Annotated in this window: 17 protein-coding genes; 7 read left to right on the forward strand and 10 right to left on the reverse strand. The window is 63.6% G+C overall.

All coding sequences use genetic code 11. The annotated features are described in order from the left end of the window. The first annotated feature begins 239 nt into the window (after positions 1 to 239). From AC6I6S_RS13450 to AC6I6S_RS13465, 4 genes are read left to right on the forward strand one after another with little or no spacing between them, the layout of a single operon-like run. Complete coding sequence (locus AC6I6S_RS13450; RefSeq protein WP_497950804.1) at positions 240 to 959, forward strand: hypothetical protein; 720 nt, start codon at positions 240 to 242, stop codon at positions 957 to 959. After that, entirely contained in the window at positions 956 to 1,345 is a 390-nt protein-coding gene (locus AC6I6S_RS13455) for a hypothetical protein (RefSeq protein WP_497950805.1), read from the forward strand. The genes AC6I6S_RS13450 and AC6I6S_RS13455 overlap by 4 nt, the downstream gene beginning before the upstream one ends. 39 nt (positions 1,346 to 1,384) lie before the next feature. Further along, on the forward strand, positions 1,385 to 2,110 hold the full coding sequence (locus tag AC6I6S_RS13460) for a hypothetical protein (RefSeq protein WP_497950807.1): 726 nt from the start codon (positions 1,385 to 1,387) through the stop codon (positions 2,108 to 2,110). Beyond that, on the forward strand, positions 2,107 to 2,913 hold the full coding sequence (locus AC6I6S_RS13465; protein WP_497950808.1) for a hypothetical protein: 807 nt from the start codon (positions 2,107 to 2,109) through the stop codon (positions 2,911 to 2,913). Before AC6I6S_RS13460 ends, AC6I6S_RS13465 begins: the two co-directional genes overlap by 4 nt. A 124-nt stretch (positions 2,914 to 3,037) precedes the next feature. On the opposite strand, the gene AC6I6S_RS13470 is transcribed toward AC6I6S_RS13465, so the two are convergent. Further along, on the reverse strand, positions 3,038 to 4,009 hold the full coding sequence (locus AC6I6S_RS13470; RefSeq protein WP_497950809.1) for a DUF3179 domain-containing protein: 972 nt from the start codon (positions 4,007 to 4,009) through the stop codon (positions 3,038 to 3,040). Positions 4,010 to 4,130: 121 nt separating this feature from the next. Here AC6I6S_RS13470 and AC6I6S_RS13475 point away from each other — a divergent pair, with 121 nt between their 5' ends. Further along, entirely contained in the window at positions 4,131 to 4,253 is a 123-nt protein-coding gene (locus AC6I6S_RS13475) for a hypothetical protein (RefSeq protein ID WP_497950811.1), read from the forward strand. A 177-nt stretch (positions 4,254 to 4,430) separates the two neighbouring features. On the opposite strand, the gene AC6I6S_RS13480 is transcribed toward AC6I6S_RS13475, so the two are convergent. The 9 genes from AC6I6S_RS13480 to AC6I6S_RS13520 all read right to left on the reverse strand — a co-directional run bounded on the left by AC6I6S_RS13480 (position 4,431) and on the right by AC6I6S_RS13520 (position 14,781). After that, positions 4,431 to 4,829, reverse strand: a complete 399-nt coding sequence (locus AC6I6S_RS13480) for a helix-turn-helix transcriptional regulator (RefSeq protein WP_497950812.1) — start codon at positions 4,827 to 4,829, stop codon at positions 4,431 to 4,433. A 212-nt stretch (positions 4,830 to 5,041) separates the two neighbouring features. Beyond that, complete coding sequence (gene surE / locus AC6I6S_RS13485; RefSeq protein WP_497950814.1) at positions 5,042 to 5,851, reverse strand: 5'/3'-nucleotidase SurE; 810 nt, start codon at positions 5,849 to 5,851, stop codon at positions 5,042 to 5,044. Positions 5,852 to 5,946: 95 nt separating this feature from the next. Then, the gene (locus AC6I6S_RS13490) at positions 5,947 to 7,425 is read right to left on the reverse strand and encodes a small ribosomal subunit Rsm22 family protein (RefSeq protein WP_497950815.1); all 1,479 of its coding nucleotides are present in this window, start codon (positions 7,423 to 7,425) and stop codon (positions 5,947 to 5,949) included. Further along, on the reverse strand, positions 7,422 to 8,183 hold the full coding sequence (locus tag AC6I6S_RS13495) for a prephenate dehydrogenase (RefSeq protein ID WP_497950816.1): 762 nt from the start codon (positions 8,181 to 8,183) through the stop codon (positions 7,422 to 7,424). Before AC6I6S_RS13495 ends, AC6I6S_RS13490 begins: the two co-directional genes overlap by 4 nt. Positions 8,184 to 8,300: 117 nt before the next feature. Next, positions 8,301 to 9,734 carry a two-component system sensor histidine kinase NtrB gene (locus tag AC6I6S_RS13500; protein WP_497950817.1) on the reverse strand — a complete coding sequence of 478 codons (1,434 nt, stop codon included), beginning with the start codon at positions 9,732 to 9,734 and terminating at the stop codon, positions 8,301 to 8,303. Positions 9,735 to 9,756: 22 nt separating this feature from the next. After that, positions 9,757 to 11,226 (reverse strand): ATPase domain-containing protein, encoded by a 1,470-nt coding sequence (locus tag AC6I6S_RS13505; RefSeq protein WP_497950819.1) that lies wholly within the window; start codon positions 11,224 to 11,226, stop codon positions 9,757 to 9,759. Between the two features lie 61 nt (positions 11,227 to 11,287). Further along, entirely contained in the window at positions 11,288 to 11,851 is a 564-nt protein-coding gene (locus AC6I6S_RS13510) for a response regulator (protein WP_497950820.1), read from the reverse strand. Between the two features lie 316 nt (positions 11,852 to 12,167). After that, positions 12,168 to 13,304: a helix-turn-helix transcriptional regulator gene (locus AC6I6S_RS13515; RefSeq protein WP_497950821.1), complete on the reverse strand. Its 1,137-nt coding sequence runs from the start codon at positions 13,302 to 13,304 to the stop codon at positions 12,168 to 12,170. A 289-nt stretch (positions 13,305 to 13,593) separates the two neighbouring features. Continuing rightward, positions 13,594 to 14,781, reverse strand: coding sequence for a M24 family metallopeptidase (locus AC6I6S_RS13520; protein WP_497950822.1), 1,188 nt, complete (start codon positions 14,779 to 14,781; stop codon positions 13,594 to 13,596). Between the two features lie 94 nt (positions 14,782 to 14,875). Here AC6I6S_RS13520 and aroA point away from each other — a divergent pair, with 94 nt between their 5' ends. Then, positions 14,876 to 16,186: a 3-phosphoshikimate 1-carboxyvinyltransferase gene (gene aroA / locus AC6I6S_RS13525; protein WP_497950824.1), complete on the forward strand. Its 1,311-nt coding sequence runs from the start codon at positions 14,876 to 14,878 to the stop codon at positions 16,184 to 16,186. Positions 16,187 to 16,330: 144 nt separating this feature from the next. Then, entirely contained in the window at positions 16,331 to 17,485 is a 1,155-nt protein-coding gene (gene aroC / locus AC6I6S_RS13530) for a chorismate synthase (RefSeq protein ID WP_497950825.1), read from the forward strand. Positions 17,486 to 17,628: the final 143 nt, after the last annotated feature.

Genomic DNA, 17,628 nt, shown 5'->3' on the forward strand with positions numbered 1-17,628 from the left:
TGAGAAGTAATTGGAAGTATAATATTATATAATATCATTGTACTAGTGAATTGGGCTAATCGATTCTCCGATTGACACTCCTTACTGGCGCTGAAATACAGGAGATCATCGCTGCAGCACATGCAAGCCCAAGGACAACGGGACCGTCTGTGGTCGAGACTGATGGATATCCGATGGTCGCAGACAACATTACACAGACCGAGAACGAGACTGGCTCTGGAGCGGCCGGATCGCAGTCTATGGATGCGGACTCGAGTGATGACAACGATTCGAAGCGGTTGCTGACGGACGGTGGGGAGGACGAGGAGGAAGACGAGACGGAGGAGGAAGAAGAGTCGGACGACGAAGAATCCGAAGAAGAAGAGTCAGAGGAGGAAGAGCCCGAAGAAGAGGCAGATGAAGAAGAGTCGGAGGATGAGGAGCCTGAAGAGGAAGAAGCCGACGAGCAAGAGGAAGGGGATGAAGACGGTGACGAAGAGGGAGCGGATCTCGTTCATCTCGATCTCGAGGGGCTGTTCCTCGACGTGCTGGGCCTCGAGGTCGACCTGAACGAGGTCGTCCTCAACGTGTCCGCCCAGCCGGGATCGAACCGTTTGCTCGGGAACCTGCTCGAGGCGGTGTCCGGACTCCTCGATGGGGGCCCCGGCTCGATGCTCGGCGGCGTGAAAGGTTCGATCCTCGAAGCGCTCACTGGACTGTTCGGCTCCGGCGACGGTGAGGACGGCGAGTCGGAAGGGGCGGGGCGGCTGCGGAGCGCCCTGTCGTCGATAGGTGAGAAGATCCGGGAGGTACTGGCGAACGCGGTTCAGCAGCTTCCACTCGAGGAAATCATCGCCGGCGTCGTCCGTGAACTCGTTCGCCAGTTCCTGGACAAACCCAGCTCGATGGCCGAGGAGGCGATCGGTGACGAGGAATCGGAGTCGGACGAGAGCGAGGAGGAAGCGGAGGCCGAAGCATGAGCGACGAATCACTTGTCGACCGAGTCGACTACGAGCAGATCATCGACGAGATCGACATCGAAAACATCCTCGAGGGGACCGAGTGGGAGGGGGCCCTCGACGACGAGAGTCCGCTCGGTGAGCAACTCGGCGGGAAGATCGGCGAGGTCGTCGGCCGAATGATCGGCGAGGCGGTCGGTCAGCTGATCGGTGAAATGCTGATTGAGGAGATTCTCGAAAGCACTGAGAACGGAGCGGACAGCGAGGAGGCCGAAGACGAGGGAGATGCTGACGACGAGAACGGCGGTAGTGAGGGCGGAGGTGAGGAAGACGGCGAAAGCGAGGCGGAAGAAGAGAGCGATGAGAGTGATGAGGACGACGACCAGAGCGACGATGATTCGGACTGACCCTACACCGATGCGGCGGACTCCCGCGAGGTGTGCTGCGTGAGCGAGCAGTCGACGCTCAAGGAACTCGTGGTCGAGGAGGTAACCGAGCAGATGAGCGTCGAAAAGCTCCTGAGCGGCGGGAGCCTCAAAGACAGCATCGATGCGGGCGAGATCGGTGCCGCCGTCAGCGGCGAACTTGGCGCGCGTCTCGGCCGAGCGATCGGCGAGTCGCTCGGCCGAACCGTCCACGAGACGATCGAAACGGGGCTCGAGGAGGAAAAACGCCCGAGTGAGATCGGGGCCGACCTGAAAGGCGCGATCAGAGAGGGGGTCGTCGGCGCGTTCAGCGATGGCGACGGGCGCGAAACCCTCGAATCGATGCTCAAACCGCTTGCGGACGACGAGGAACTCGACCTCGCGGACGCCGATGCAGTACCCGCGATCGGTACCGAAGACGAATCGGACGAGGACGAAGAAGAAACAGAGGGGGCTCCGGAAGAGGAAGAGACAGAGGGGGGCGAGGAAGCAGAGGAGGACGAGGAGAGCGAAGAGGCTGAGGAGCAAGGTATCGCCGACTTCGATGAAGAAGAGCCCTCGGTCGAAGACCTCGAGAACCTGCGTCGAGAAACCCTCGAGGACTTCCTCGAGGTGATGTCCTACCGTGACCTCCAGTCGATCGCGAAACAGGTCGGCGTGAAGGCGAATCTGAGCCAGGAGGAGATGACGGAGAGGATCATCGAAACAGTTACCGACGGGGACGACGAGAACTCCACTGAATCATGAGCCCTGACCTCGACGACCGTATTCAGGAACTGCTCGAGGACGCGGAGTCGGAACTCGAGTCGCTTCCGGACGACGACTCGGCGCTGCTGGACGACGAGGAGCATCCACTCCGCGAGGTCGCCGACGAGGTCGCCGATTTGATCGAGGAGACGGACTCGGAGTCGTTGCTCGAGGCGCTCTCGCTGACGTCGCTTCCCGACGGCAGTGAGCCGGAGTCGATCCCACAGGCGATCGCTGAGGGGGATTCGGAGAAGGTCGCGACCCTGCAGGCGCTCACGAAGCTCTCGAAGCTCTCGGACGGATGGGAGAGCGGCGACGAAAGCGCGTTCGAGGAAGGCCTCGAGGACGTCCGCGAAGCGGTCGCGGCCGAATCGGCACTTCTCGGCGAGGTCGAGTCAGATGCGGAGCCACAGGACGACACGGCGGCGGACGAAGACGGTGAGGAAAGCGAAGAGGGTACCCTCGAGAAATCGGTTCAGTCGGCGATGGACGGTGCGTTCGACGGGTTCGGAGAGGACCTTCGCGAGGCGAAGGCACAGCTCGAGGGGTTGGTCGGCGACGAGGAGGATGAAAGCGACGACGAAACGGAGGCGGACGAGGATGACGAAACGGAGGCGGACGAGGATGACGAAACGGAGGCGGACGAAAGCGACGAGGACGGACTCCTCGGCCAAACGGACTCGTCGTCCTCGGGAACCAGACATTCGACCGTCTCCCCCTCGCCGTCGAAGCGAGCCGATATGCGGGCCGTCAAACGCCCTTCGACGATGCCCGACCGTGACAGCCGGCGGGATATGAAGTAGCCGTCGTCGACTACAGGCCCTCTCAGCCGATACCGGGTCCGTGATCGGCTGCCCGAGATTGTTTCTACCTCGCCGCGGACGGAGTTACAACCCGAACTGTCTCGAGCCGGGCGTTCAAACCGAGTCAGGCGGTATCGGGGTCGTCACAGAACGCATCCTGGCCGTGGTCGTCAACCCAGGCGAACGCGAACAGCCGTCGGGCGGGAACGCGCTCGAGTCGGCGGCCGTCGGCTGCCCGTCCGGTCACGCCATCCCAGGTCGTGCCATCGGCGACGAACGCGTCGTCACGGCGTTCGAACTCGAGGCCGGAGGTCGGACGTTCGAAGGCGTGGATCCCGCCCTCGCTGGCGAAGACGGCGACCGGCGTGTCGCCGACGGTCGTCTCGAGGGCGCCGCCCGCGTTGCGGACCCAAGGGAGCGGAACGCCGACCGCTTCGTCCTCGACTTCGAGGCCACAGACGATCGCTTTCGGGTCCAGATCGGATCTGTCCCAGGCTCGATCGTCTTCGGTGCCGCGGTGGCCGGCGAGACCGACGGCGTCGCTCGAGAGGTAGTCGGCGTAGGGGCGTTCGCCGTAGTCGATCGGGGCCGGTTCGTCGTCGTCGCTCGCGGCCTCGCTCTCGGCACCCTCGACCGGCTGAAGGACGATGCCGTTGGGGTAACGATCGCGAAACGTCGTCAGGCTCATCACTGCCGCCGGACGGGCGGGTAGCTGGGTCCCCTCGAGCGGACCGGCGATGGCGGTTCCGGCGGACTGCTTCCACTCGGTTCCGGTTTCACGGTCGTACATCACGAGGTCGTCGTCCGCGAGTTTCCCGCTGACGCCGAAGCTGAGGGTGCGCCCGTCGATGCACCGCTCGTAGACGACCGCACTGGCACAGAGCGGACACCAGGTGACCGCGATCGGGTCGTCCGTCGTCTCGAGTCGGTCGTTGACGATCTCGTGGTAATCGAGGATCCGAAACGGGTACGCCCGAGGCGGGTCTGCGTCGACGACGAGCGCGTCGCCGGTGTCGCCGCCGGTGGCGTCCGCGTCGAAAACGGGATCGTCGATGCTGGGAATGGCGTCCCGCGGGACGACCTGTCGCACGTTCATGCTTCCGTGTGCGTGGGTCGATCTGATAAACGGTGCTATCGACCGGGAGTACCGTAGAGTCAGGTCCCGGTTTCGACATGCCGGGCGAGTACTTTTGCCGAAACACGTCGGACCTGAACAGATGTCGACATCGGATCATCGCCGACAGCGTCGTGTCCTGCTCTGGGGTGTCACTATCGGCGTCGGCTTTGGGGCCGTTCTCGACGTGCTCGTCTTCCACCTGGAAAGTAGTCTCCGGACGTGATATTTCAGCTACTGTGACCGAACCAGACGTTTATACGTTCGGCCAACGACGGTAGCAAATGACCAGGGACAGGGACTGGTCACCACGGCGTGTCGAGTCGGAAATGCCGACACCGATCACGGGTGTTTTCTCAGACGTCTCTCGTCCGGTAGACGCAGCGAAAACAACGGCCTGCGTTCACTCGTTCAGGTGCGAGCGGTATCCCTTGGGTTCGAAGCCGCGTCGGCAGATTACTCGCTTCCGGCCGACGCTGATCGCGCTGACCTGATCGTCTGACTCCATCTCGTCGATTATCGCCGCCAGATGATCTGCGGACCAGCCGGTTTCGTCGACGATCGTCGCCTCGTCTACTCGCCCACCACGCTTTACGAGCAGTCTGAGGATCTTATCTTCGTCCGGGAGGTCGTTTTCGTTGACGCCGTACTCGACCTGTTCTGCGTAACTCAGCGTTTCATCGGTCCCATCTGACCCGTCGTCTACTGGGTGGTCGGTGGACTCGAGGTCCGCGGCTGCGGCCTCCGTCGAATCCGACTGCCAGAGAGACGAAATGCGGGTCCATAGTGTACTAAATACCATCTTGTCAATCACCGTCCACCGGGACTATTCCCAGTTGGACGTACTCCTACCTTGATCTTATGCTCCCGATGTTATATGTTTGTACCGTCCGCGCGGGAGCGCTGCCTCCAGAGGTTCACCGTCGAAGTAAATAGCCCTACCCCTGCACATTGCAAGTAACGGGAACAACTCGAGTCGGCGGTTTCGAGAGCCCGGAGCGGGCCGTCGGCTCCTTACGGCCGGTCGCGGTTGGCCTCGAGATAGGTGTTGACGAGACGGTCGAGCGCCTCGTGATGGTGGGTCGTATGCGGGGCCGTGAGCGGAGAGACGCTGATTTTCCCCTCTGCGACCGCCCGTCTGTCGGTGCCGTCGGGATCGGGAATCGTCGCGGGATCCATCTCCTCCCAGACGCGGTCGTGGAGAACGATGGACTCGCCGTTTCGGACCGCGTCCATCTCGTAGCGCTTCGACGGGCGCGTAACCGTAATCGGCGCGGGGTCCTCGCCGGGGACCGGCGCGTTCACGTTGAGATACGCCGCCTCCTCGAAGACACCGCTTTCGAGGGCGTGTTCGGCGAGAAACGCCGTCGCGCGAGTCGCCTCGGCGTACTCCTCGGGGGCCATCTCGATCTCGTGAAACGCGAGATCCCCTGTCGGAACGTACAGCGACGTCGCGATCGCCGGAACGCCGAAGAACGCGGCTTCGACTGCCGCGCTGATCGTCCCGGAGCGTCCCAGCACGTACTCCCCGAGGTTCGCGCCCTTGTTACAGCCCGATACCACGAGGTCGGGGACGGGGCCGAGTTCGGCCAGGCCCGCGACCACGCAGTCGGCCGGCGTCCCATCGATGGCGTACCCGAGTTCGTGCTCGCGAACGTCGACCTCGTGGGAGATCGACCGACCGACCGCACTCTGGTCGTTCGCCGGAGCGACGACGGTAACGTTGCCGACCGGCGTTAACGCCTCGTAGAGACGCCGAATCCCGGTGCTCTCGATGCCGTCGTCGTTCGTGAGGAGGATCTCGAGGTCGTCGCTGTCGTCCATACCCTCCGATCGGACAGCCCCGCGAAAAGCACACCGTTTCCGACCGCGCGGATCGGCCTCGCCCTCGCGGCCCGCGACCGGCGACGCGTCGGGGCTCAGCCGAGCCGGTCGACGACCGTTTCCTCGTCGACCACCAGGTTGTACGCCTCCTCGTCGTCGTTCCAGAGAACGAGCACCCGTTCGAACGTGAGCACGTCGCCGTAGGCGGCCTCGAGCAGCGGTCGGTTGAGCGACGTTTCCTGGGTACAGACGGCGTAGTGGTCGACGCGTTCGCTGCCGTCGCTGATCTTGAACAGGGGATTCCTGTTCGTGGGCGTCGCTGCCACACCGTCGTCGCTCAGGGAGTGACTGAGCTTCGCGGCGACGAGATCGATCCGGTTCGTGACGTGGGATTCCATCTCGGCCATCGTTGCCCAGCGATCGCCGTCGAGTTCCATCTCGATACGGCGGGTTCCATCGAGTCGGAGCAGCGAGGCGGAAAACTGGACGTCGACGTTGACGAACTCGCCCGGCTCGTGGTCCTCGTCGGTCGCCGCCTCGTCGAGCCGACGTTGGAACTCGGGTACCGAGAGGTCCGGCCTGACGTCGAACGACCAGCCCCGATCGGACGGCGTCCGTCCCGGCCAGAGTCGAACCGTCGGGCCATAGACGGTGACGGGTCGCTCCTCGTCCGTGTCTCCGGGAACGATCGGTCGTCCCTCGAGGGATCGCTCGATCTCGCGAAGCTGGATACTCGTCTCCCTGTCCGCGGGTGCCATCGCGAGCGCCGTTCCGTCGGCGGCGAGCGTCGAGAGGTAGCGCTCGAGGACCGCCTCGGGATCGCCGAGTTCGCTCAGGACGTTGCAGGCGAGGAGAAGGTCGAAGCCACCGCCGTCGTCGACGAGCTGCCCGGGCTCGAACGCCTCCGCCGTCGTCCGGTGGATCGTCGCGTGGACGTTCGGCCCGGTTTCCGCGAGCAGTTCCTCGAGGACGTCCGCCCCCTCGCCGGGTTCGATCGCGTGGTACTCGACGAGGGCGTCCGTCGGGAGATACTCGAGCAGTCCGAGCGCGGGGCCGCCGACGCCCGCGCCGACGTCGAGGACGCGGAGCTGCCGGCCGAGAAGCTCCCGTTCTGCGAGGTCGTCGAGGGCGTACTGGACGGCGGCGTAGTAGCCCGGCAGATGGTAAATCGCGTAGCCGGCGGCGACGTCCGCGTCGTACTCGACCGGGCGTCCGTCGAAGTAGCGGGCCTTGAACCGCCGGATCGTCGACCGGAGCAGGTCGCCGGAGGCGCCCTCGTACCAGGTCGGGCCGTACCGGTCGGTGAGAAACTCCTCGAGTCGTCGCCCGTAGCGGTCGGGGAGGGCTTCGACGGGCGCGTGACGCGGCGAGACCGGCTCGTCGTCGACCGGGACGAACGTTCCGTCGTCGCGTTCGATCAGGCCGAGCGCCGTCGCCTCCTCACGCAGGTGCTGGCGAACGACGGCCGGATGGGGCGTCCCCTCGACGTACTCACAGATCTCCTCGGGGTCGATCGGGCGGACGTTTCGGAGGTAGCGGGCGTTCGAGCGCACGGCTTCCCGCTGGTCCGTCATCGGCTGTCACCCCCGCTGGTCGCCTCCTCGAGACGGCTCCCGGCTCGTCTGTAGAGCGCCTCGAACTCCGCGCCGTCGGCTCCCGCGAGCTCCGCTGCCGCCGCCGCGACGGCATCCGCTCCGTCGAACGTCCGCTGGATGTCCGCGTACACCCGTGGCGTGCCGCCGGTCACCCGCCGAGCGAGCGCGAGGAGGTCGTCGTACACCGGGGTCGAAAACCGCTCCGGGACCGGCTCGAGCGCCAGCGCGAACGAGAGGACGGCCGTGTGTGCGGCTGCCTGGACGGTTGCCATCGCCTCGTCGTGCTCGGCGGCGGTCGTCTCGACCAGGTCGTTTCCTCGGGCGCCGATCGAGTCGAGAAGGGTCTCGGTTACGGGACCGGAGCGGGCGCGGACGACGGCGACGGTCCCCGGCGCCCGATCGGGGGCAAACAGCGGGTGCAGACTCGTCCGCTCGAGATCCGGCGCGGACGTGGCCATCGCTGCCAGCGGTGGCCCCATCACGCCGGAGACGTCGAGCAGGGCTCGCTCTGCGCGGTCTGCGTGGCCCTCGACCGCAGCCTCGACGTGGGGGAGCGGGACCGCGAGACAGACGGCGTCGTAGCTGTCCTCGGCCTCGAGACCGGCCACGTCGCCTCCAACGGTTTCGGCTGCGGCGGCGGCTGCGTCGGGATCGATGTCCGTGAACGTCACTCTCGCGTCGATTACGCGCGCGAACCACCGTCCCATCGACCCGGCCCCGACGATCAGTACGTCCATTGTCGATACGTATCGCCCGGCCTCGCAAAAGGTGTTCGATAGCCCGGACTCGGGGGCGTTCATCCGAATCCTGATGCAGCGATGATCCGTGCGCTCCGTCGGACGACCGGTCGACGGTTAGCTGGGCTGGCCGCTCTCCGTGCGGTCGACGAATTCGACGCTATCGATCCTGAACGTCGTCCCCGACGACGCCTCGCTGATGTCGATCTCCCAGCCGTGGGCCGAGACGATCCGGTCGACGATCGTCAGTCCGAGACCGGTTCCGTTCTCTGCGGTCGTATACCCGGACTCGAAGACGTCGTTCTGATCGGCGGGGGGGATACCGGGACCGTCGTCTTCGACGTAGATGCCGTCGTCGGTCAGACCGACGCGAACCGTCACGTCGGCACCCACGTGTTCGATCGCGTTTTCGAACAGGTTTTTGAACACCTTCGTGAGCGGCCCCGGCTTCCCGAGTACCTCCCGGTCGAGCGGTTCGAGTTCGAGCGTCGCCGTCGACGGGGCGACCTGTTCCCAGGCGTCCTCGACGATCTCACAGAGCGCCGTCGGCTTGACTTCGCCGACGGTTCGGCCCCGCCGGGCGAGCGAGAGTAATTCGTCGATCATCCGCTCCATCCTGACGAGCGCGTCGTCGACCTGTCCGAAGGCGCTCGTCTCCCCCTCCCGCGCCATGTTCAGATACACCTGAGCGATACCGAGCGGGTTGCGAAGTTCGTGGGCCAGCATGCTCGCGAACTCGTCGAGCCGCTGGTTTTGTTCCTCGAGTTCGCGCTCGCGGTGTTCGCGATCGGTGACGTCGTGTAACAGACAGAGGGCGACGTCGCCTGCGACCGCCGTTGAGACGACCGTGGTGCTCACTTCCGCATACCGACAGCCGCCGGTAGTCGGATAGTATCGAACGGTTCGTGCCTGTTCGATCGGCTCACCCTCCGTCGAGGCCAGCAACTCGCTTCTCGTCTCCGAGGGAAACACCTCACAGTTCTCGAGGCTGCGATCGAGTACCGCCGACCGCGTGAGTCCAGTCAGCTCACAGAACGCGTCGTTGACGTCCTGTATACGGCCGGTGCTGTCGACAACGAACACCGGATCGGGTGCGGTTTCGAACAGCGACCGAAACCGCTGTTCGTTGAAGCGCTTTTGCTGGTCCAGTTCGGTCGAGAGATAGCGCTGGCGCAAGAGGCCGTCGAGGCGAGCTTTCAACACGGCTTTCTCGATCGGAATCGACGCCACCTCGTCGATCAACTCCCAGGTTGCAGACACCCGCTCGGTCTCCTCGGTCGCCGTCACCATCAGATACGGAAGGAACCGCGGGGCGTCCTGTCGCTTTTGCTCGGCTAACTCCTCGTTGTACCGGACGAACGACTCTTCATCAACGACACACAGATCGAACGGTTGGTCGATTCCGTCACTCGAGACAGATACAGAGACGTCGTACGTGGCTTTCAGCCAGTCGACCAGGAGTTCGCGGTTGTGGCCGTGTTTGATCAACACGAGGACGCGCCCAGCGGCCGCCTCGAACTCCCGTTCATCCGGTGTCGTGTGCTTCTTCATCGGTCATCGCTCCAGTAGGGGTTCAGCGACCGACCTCCCGACCCGTGTTCTCGTCGTCGATCCACCGTGGTTGTCCGCTCAGAATGCCGCGAAGTCCGGTCAGGGGCTCGCCAACTTTGAGTCCGTGTTCCGAGATCTTGAACTCGCGGAGGGTCCGCTCGAAGTCGCTCGTCCGCTTTTTCAGGACACCCGTTGCTTTCCGCATCTCGCCGTTGATCTCGAGATGTCGAAGGACGATAATGTTGTCGGCGAGATAGCTCAGGTTGCGTTTCGTCGCCTCGAACTCGCCGGTAACTGTGCCAACCTCCTCGACGAGAATAACGGTGACGCCGGCGTTTTTCAGGTACCGACCCAGCGTGTGGAGTTTGCGGACGATATCCGACTCGGAGCCGCGAAGCGAGAGCCGGTAGCCGTCGATGCCGTCGATCATCACGATACTCGTATCGTTCTCCTCGACGTCGGTTTTGACCTGTTGGGCGAACTCCTGGGCGGACATATCGAGCGGTTCGATCTCCTTGATCCCGAGGCGTCCCTGCTCCGCCATCTGTTCGATCGGCATGTTGATCTTCGACGCCCGCTCGAAGAAGGTGCGTTTCGTCTCCTCGAACATGTAGATCGTCGAGCGCTCCCCCCGGCCGGCTGCTTCCTTCATAAACTGGGTTCCGGTCGTCGTCTTGCCGACACCGGTCGGCCCGCTGATGATCGTCACCGTCCCCCGCTCGAGTCCGCCGTTGAGCATCTCGTCGACTTCTGGGACGCCGAACGGGAGCGTATCGTCCTCGAACTCTCGAACGTTCGAACTCGGTTTCAGTTCGGGGTAGATCGAGAGTCCGTCGTCTCGGATCCGTAACGTGTGCGTCCCGGTCTTGACGGCCGATCCCCGGAACTTCGGGACCGTAATCGTCCGTCCGTGCTCGCTCCGTTCGAGTTGAATCGTGCCGTCGGTCAGGAACTGCAGGTCGTCGTCCGACGTCGACTCCGTGTTCTGGGAGGTGAAGACCACCGTCGCCCCCTGCTCTTTGAGGAACCGCATGAACGAGATGACCTGCTGGCGGAACTGGAACTCGTCGGAGGTGATGTGGCGCAGCCGCGTCACCGGATCGATGAAGACGCGATCTGGCATCAGTGACTCGACGTGTTCGGTGATTTCCTCCGTCACTGACTCCTTTTCTACCTCGTTGGGTTCGAAGATGTCGTAGGTCTGTTTCTCGACGAAGACGTCCGAGTCTGGACTCAGATCCAGAAAGTGAACCGATTCGAGATCGATGCCGACCATCTCGGCGTTGTGTTTGATATCGCCCTCAGTTTCCTCTAAGTTGATGTACAGAGAGGTCTCGCCGTTTTCGATGCCCTTCTCGAGGTATCGGCTACCGAGAATCGATTTCCCGGTGCCAGGATCGCCACGAATGAGGTAACTTCGACCGGGGATCAGGCCGCCGTAGAGGATGCCGTCTAATCCGTCCGTCCCGGTTGATATTCGCTCATCTGTCATTCTGAATAGCTCGGAATTTTGTTCCGCGGGACATATGCGTATCGGTGTCCACTGTTCGACATCAGCCCTTCAGTTCGAAAAATTCCGCTCGCAAATCGTCGTCATCGAGATCCTCTGTCGTACTGGAGACACGCTCGTAGAGCGTGTCGAGTCGGTCCGTAAGCCGCTGATACTCGGTGTGTTCTTCGAGTTCCGACTGGGTCTTTTTCGCCTCGAGCGTTCCCTTTTTCGAGGCGAGTGCGAGTAGTTCCTGCATCTCGCCGTCGTACTGAGAGCGCCGGAGCAGCGTTTCGACGGTTTCGAGGAGCTGCTCGGCTTCCGAAACGGGTTTGACGAGGTACGTGTCGTAGCCGAGTTCGAGGATGTCGAAGTTAGGCTCCACGGCAGAGACCATCGCGACACGACAGTCGTAGCCGTGATCACGGATCGTGCTGAGTACGTCGTCGCCGGAGATACCCGGCATGCGACGGTCGAGAAGAACGACATCGATCGACTCGTCCATCACCTCGAGTGCTTGTTCCCCGTCGTACGCTGTTTTCACGGTGTACTCTTCGGAGAGCCACTGGGCATGGGCGTCTGCGATAGCTGGCTCGTCATCAACGACGAGGACGGTCGGATCTGACATGCGTACTGGGTTCGACTCGGCCGATAACCGCCTGCTGGCCGAAGTTGATTGAACAATATATGCATCATATGTCGCAGTATTTAATTGCTTCTATCCAGTCGGTTGCGATAGACCCCTCATAGTTTCGACTCCTTTCGGATCGTCTCACTTATCGTAGGTTATGTACTACCGACGGTCGGTTTGAGATCGGCCGCCACAGGCCGTCTGGCTCGCAGTCAGTGTGTTCACGGAGAATCCTCCACCAAAGAGTAGAGCGTATACTACTGTGGAACACTGTATCCACCTCTGACAAGAGTCGGTACTTGACTCGTACTAGTCAGTTCGTTGCCTCTTCGTACGGGGAGTCGGCCGCGTCGGGTTCGTACCCGCTCAGGAAGACGAGGTTCCCGCGCCCGATCTGGAAGCGGGTGATCATTCCCTTTTCTTCCATCGCGGACAACTTTCGGCTCACCGACGATCTGGACCAGTCGGTTTCGGCGACGATGTCCGTCTGTTTCATCCGGCCGCCGCTCTGCAAGAGGAGCTGTCGAATCCGTTCATCGTCGGTAAGCAACATCTCGTCCTCGATTTCGGCAGTCGCTGACGCTGACTCTGTCGCCGGTTGCGTTTCGGAGTCCGACTCGGGGTCGTCGGTCGCAGCTCCGTCGGTGTCTGACGACCCGCCAGAAAACAGTCCTCGCACGCGCGCCATGAACCGATCCAGCGTGGACACTCCGTCGGACGCCGCCGTCGGCGAATCGGTCGACTGGGAAGCCGAGCCCGAGTGGTCGGTCGTCTCCGCACCGACGTCGGTTGGGGACGGCGGTTCCGAGGCGGGTGGCTGCGTCTCGGGTGTTTTCTCCGGGTCGACGCCGGGCGAGGAGACGGCCCACTCCCCGTCGTCGACTTCGACGACGACGTCGAACAGTACTTTCAGCGTGTTCAGCGTCTCCTGATCGTGGAGATCGGGGTCGGCCTGATAGAAGCCGATCGCGCCGCTCGCGGTAACTTTGTGGGTCAAAATGTGCAGGTACCGGAACACGGTGTCGAACTCGACGTACTCCAGAAGGACCGTTAGCGTCTGTACCGACAGTACGGTTCGGTTTCCGGTGTCCCTCCACTCGTCGAACCGCTGGCCGACGGGTGCGATGATCTCCATCGGATCACGGGGGTCGACCGCCTGTGTCTCGATCGGCCGTGAAGCGGTTTCCTCGAGTTTCGAAACGGAGGGCTGCATCTGCCCGGCGTGTATAAACGAGAGACCGGCGGGGAGTTCACCGACGTTCGCCTGCCAGTCGTCGACCCACAGGTGTGGGGGCTGTGTGTAGGTCACCGCGAGTAGGTTCATCTCCCCCGGCGGCGTTGCTGCGACGAGATCGATAAAACTGTTGCTACCAGTAGGCGTCAACGGGGCCAAAACGAGAACGTTCGACGCGTCCTCGAGGTGATCGTGTAGTAGCTCAGATGTATTCATGCCGGCAGTGGGGGTGGTCCGTTCGGACGACTGTTCGATTCGTTGGTTCTGTGTACGGTATTCTGGCGTATTAATCTACTGTTCACGCGCTCGTTCCCCGAAATGATAGTTCCTGTAGTATGGCTATGACCCCCGGGAGCTGTCGGCGAGTCGGTTCCCGGACACCCTTCGGTCCACTCCACACTACTGACCAATATACCTGATGGACGGTTTTCAAAGAGATAGTATGTCGGCATTATATTTAATGCAGGTTATATACTATCGGTCTGTGAGTAAACCACGTGACCGCTCACCGGCCACCGGCCGACGGTTCGATCGAAATCGGATACGACGTCAGATTTTCGTAGCCGCCTTCGGTGACGACGACGAGATCCTCGATCCGAACGCCGCCCACCGCGGGATCGTAGATTCCCGGTTCGATCGTGATCACGTGTCCTGCCTCGAGTTCCTCGCCGTGGGGAGAGAGACTCGGCTGTTCGTGGATATCGAGTCCGACGCCGTGGCCGGTGCTGTGGATGAACCCCGTCTCCGCCGTCGGATCGCTGCGGAGACTGTCGTAGCCGGCTTCTTCGATGACGTCGCACGCCGCGTCGTGGACATCGGCGCCCGTCACGCCGGCTTCGACGGCTGCGAGGGCGGCATCGAACGCCTCGTGGGTGACCTCGTAGCGCCGCCGCGCCTCCTCGCTCGGTTCCCCGCGGACGAACGTCCGGGTCATGTCTCCGAAGTACTTCGTCTCCTTGTCCCGCGGGAAGATGTCGATGACGATAGGGGAGTGGGCCTCGAGCGGGCCACTGCCGCGGTCGTGAGGATCCGCACCCTGTTCGCCCCCGGCGACGATCGTCTCGTCGAGCGAACAGCCGTGGCGCAACAGGGTAACCTCGATCTCTTCGGTGACTCGCTCGCTGGTCAGGATCTCGCCGTCGAGAACCAGCAGGCCGTTGTCGATCTCCGAACGTGCGATCATCCCTTCAGCGACGGCCATCGCCGCCTCGTTCGCCGCCTGCGTCTCACGGATGTGTTCGATCTCCTCGGCGGTCTTCACCGCCCGAATCTCGGTGACGACGCCGTCGCGCTCGACGGTTACCTCGACACCCTGCTCTCGGAGGCCGTCCGCGGTTCCCGTCGGAAAGGTCTGCGGAACCGCGATAGCGGTAACGTCGTGGTCGGCGAGAAACGCCGCGAGCCCGCGGGATTTCCCTTCGTATGCGCCGTGTTCCGCCCGAAGGGCGGCCATCTCGTAGGCAGACGTCCGCGTCACCGAGTCCGCGCTCGCCTCCTTTCGAGCGCGACCGTACTCGAGGCCCGACACCAGGAGGTGAACGCCGTCGTCGGTGACGAGGGTCTGGTAGGCGTCGGGTGCGGCGAAACCGGAGACGTACCGCTGGTCTGAGTCCGACGCGTCGTCGTCGATGAGATACCCGTCGACCTCGAGAACCGAGAGCCGCTCGCGAAGCGCCGAGAGATCTACGTCCATGGACCGTGGTGTGTGTGGTGAGTACATAATTGCGTGGATTGCGGAACTGGCCACCACCGGTAGCGGTATAGGGTGGCCGACCCACAGGCCGAGCATGCACGTCACGATCTCGCCCTCGCGCGTTCGCGGGAGGGTCCGCGCACCGCCGTCGAAGAGCTACACGCACCGAGCGATTCTCGCATCGGGCTACGCCTCGAGTGCCACCGTCCACGACCCGCTCTGGAGCGCCGATACGCGCGCAACCGCGCGTGCAGTCGAGCTCTTCGGCGGCGACGTCTCACGGGCGACCGACGGCAGCCTCGAGATCGACGGCTTCGAGGGTCGGCCCGCGGTTCCCGCCGACGTCATCGACTGCGCCAACAGCGGCACGACGATGCGGCTGGTCACCGCGGCGGCGGCGCTGGCGGACGGCACGACCGTTCTTACGGGGGACGACTCGCTGCGCTCGCGTCCGCAGGGGCCGCTGCTCGAGGCGATCGCCGACCTCGGCGGGAACGCGACGAGCACCCGCGCCAACGACCAGGCACCGCTGGTCGTTACCGGCCCTATCACCGGTGGCTCGGTGTCGATCCCCGGCGACGTCTCCTCGCAGTACGTCACCGCGCTGTTGATGGCCGGCGCGGTGACCGAGGCGGGCCTCGAGATCGAACTCGAGACCGCGCTCAAGTCGGCCCCCTACGTCGACATCACGCTCGAGGTGCTCGAGGCGTTCGGCGTCGAGGCCCGCCGAACCGAGTCCGGCTTTTCGGTCGACGGCGACCAGCGATACCACCCCGCCGACGGCGAGTACCACGTCCCCGGCGACTTCTCGTCGATCTCCTACCTGGCGGCGGCGGGCGCCGTCGCAGCGGTCGACGGTGAGGCGGTCCGAATCGAGGGTGCCTATCCGAGTGCGCAGGGCGACAGCGCGATCCTCGAGGTGCTCGAGCGAATGGGCGCCTCGGTCGACTGGCGCCGCGAGGACGGCGTCGTCGAGGTATCCGGCGACGGACTCGAGGGGATCGAGGTCTCCGTCGCGGACACGCCGGATCTCCTGCCGACGATTGCGACCCTCGGCGCGATTGCCGACGGCGAGACGCGGATCACGAACGCCGAACACGTTCGCTACAAGGAAACCGACCGCGTGCGCGCGATGGCCGAGGAACTGGGCGCGATGGGCGTCGAGACGACCGAAGAACGCGATAGCCTGACGGTCCACGGTGGCGACTCGCGACTCGAGGGGGCGACCGTCGACGGCCGCGGCGACCACCGGCTCGTCATGTCGCTGGCGGTCGCCGGACTCGTCGCCGACGGCGAGACGACGATCCGGGGAGCAGAGCACGTCGACGTCTCGTTCCCCGGCTTCTTCGACGCCCTCGAGGGGCTGGGTGTCGACCTCGAGCGCACCGGACGCTCGAACGCCTGACGCCGCCTGCACGTGAACGGAGATACGTACGTCGCCGTATCGATCGAGGTGGTCGGACAACTCTGGACGTCCTTCGTATCGACTCGTCACGGGTTCTTGCACCGATTGTAAGGCATAAATGGACGGCCCGCCCACACCGGAGTAATGAACGGCAACCGCTTCGGTCGCCTCTTTCAGGTGACCACGTTCGGCGAGAGCCACGGCGAGGCGATGGGCTGTACGGTGTCGGGCTGTCCGGCGGGGCTCGAACTCACCGAAGACGAGATCCAGGCCGACCTCGACCGGCGTAAACCCGGCCAGTCGATGATCACGACCAGCCGCGGCGAACCCGACGCGGTTTCGATCAAATCCGGCATCCAGGACGGCTACACGACGGGAACGCCGATCGGGATGGTGATCGAGAACAAGGACGCTCGCTCCGGAAAGTACGAACCCTTCATCACCGCGCCGCGGCCGAGCCACGGTGATTTCACCTACTCCGCGAAGTTCGGCACGCGCAACTGGGGCGGCGGCGGCCGCTCCTCCGCTCGAGAGACGGTCAACTGGGTGGCAGCCGGTGCGATCGCGAAGAAGCTACTCGCACTCGAGGGGATCGAACTGAAGGCCCACGTCAATCAGATCGGCGACATCGAGGCCCCCGAGGTGAGCTTCGAGGAGATGCTCGCACACAGCGAGGAGAACGACGTCCGCTGCGCTCATCCCGAAACCGCCGAGGAGATGCAGGAGCTAATCGAGGAGTACCAGGAGGCGGGCGACTCCATCGGCGGCTCGATCTACTTCGAGGCTCGCGGCGTTCCCGTGGGGCTGGGCGCGCCGCGGTTCGACTCGCTCTCGGCGCGGCTTGGGCAGGCCATGATGGCGGTGCCGGCGACGACCGCCTTCGAGTTCGGCCTTGGAGCCGAGGCCAGCGAGTATACGGGCAGTGAGCGAAACGACGACTGGGAGTTCGATTCCGAGGGGAACCCGGTTCCCGCGGAGAACGACCACGGCGGCATCCAGGGCGGCATCAGTTCGGGCGAACCGATCTACGGCGAGGTCACCCTCCACGCGCCGACGTCGATCCCGAAAGAACAGCAGACGGTCGACTGGGAGACCGGCGAGGTCGTCGACGACGCCCAGGTGATCGGTCGCCACGACCCGGTATTGCCGCCTCGAGGTGTCCCCGTCGTCGAGGCGATGCTGGCGCTGACGCTGGTGGATTTCATGCTGCTCTCGGGACGGCTGAATCCCGACAGAGTCGACGGACGGCCGGGTGAGTACGACACCGACTACCATCCGAGTAACCCACGAACTGAGTAGTACCACCCGGGCGAGCGGGATCGTGCCGGTTCGGGTCGCGGAAACAAATCAGTCTACATTCACGTCATTTCCCGTAAAACTCCACTCGAGCGGCTGGAAAGTGGATGGTTGTTCATTCTTCACGATCGATACATGGCAATCTA

It is taken from the genome of Natrononativus sp. DTA114, assembly GCF_059736515.1.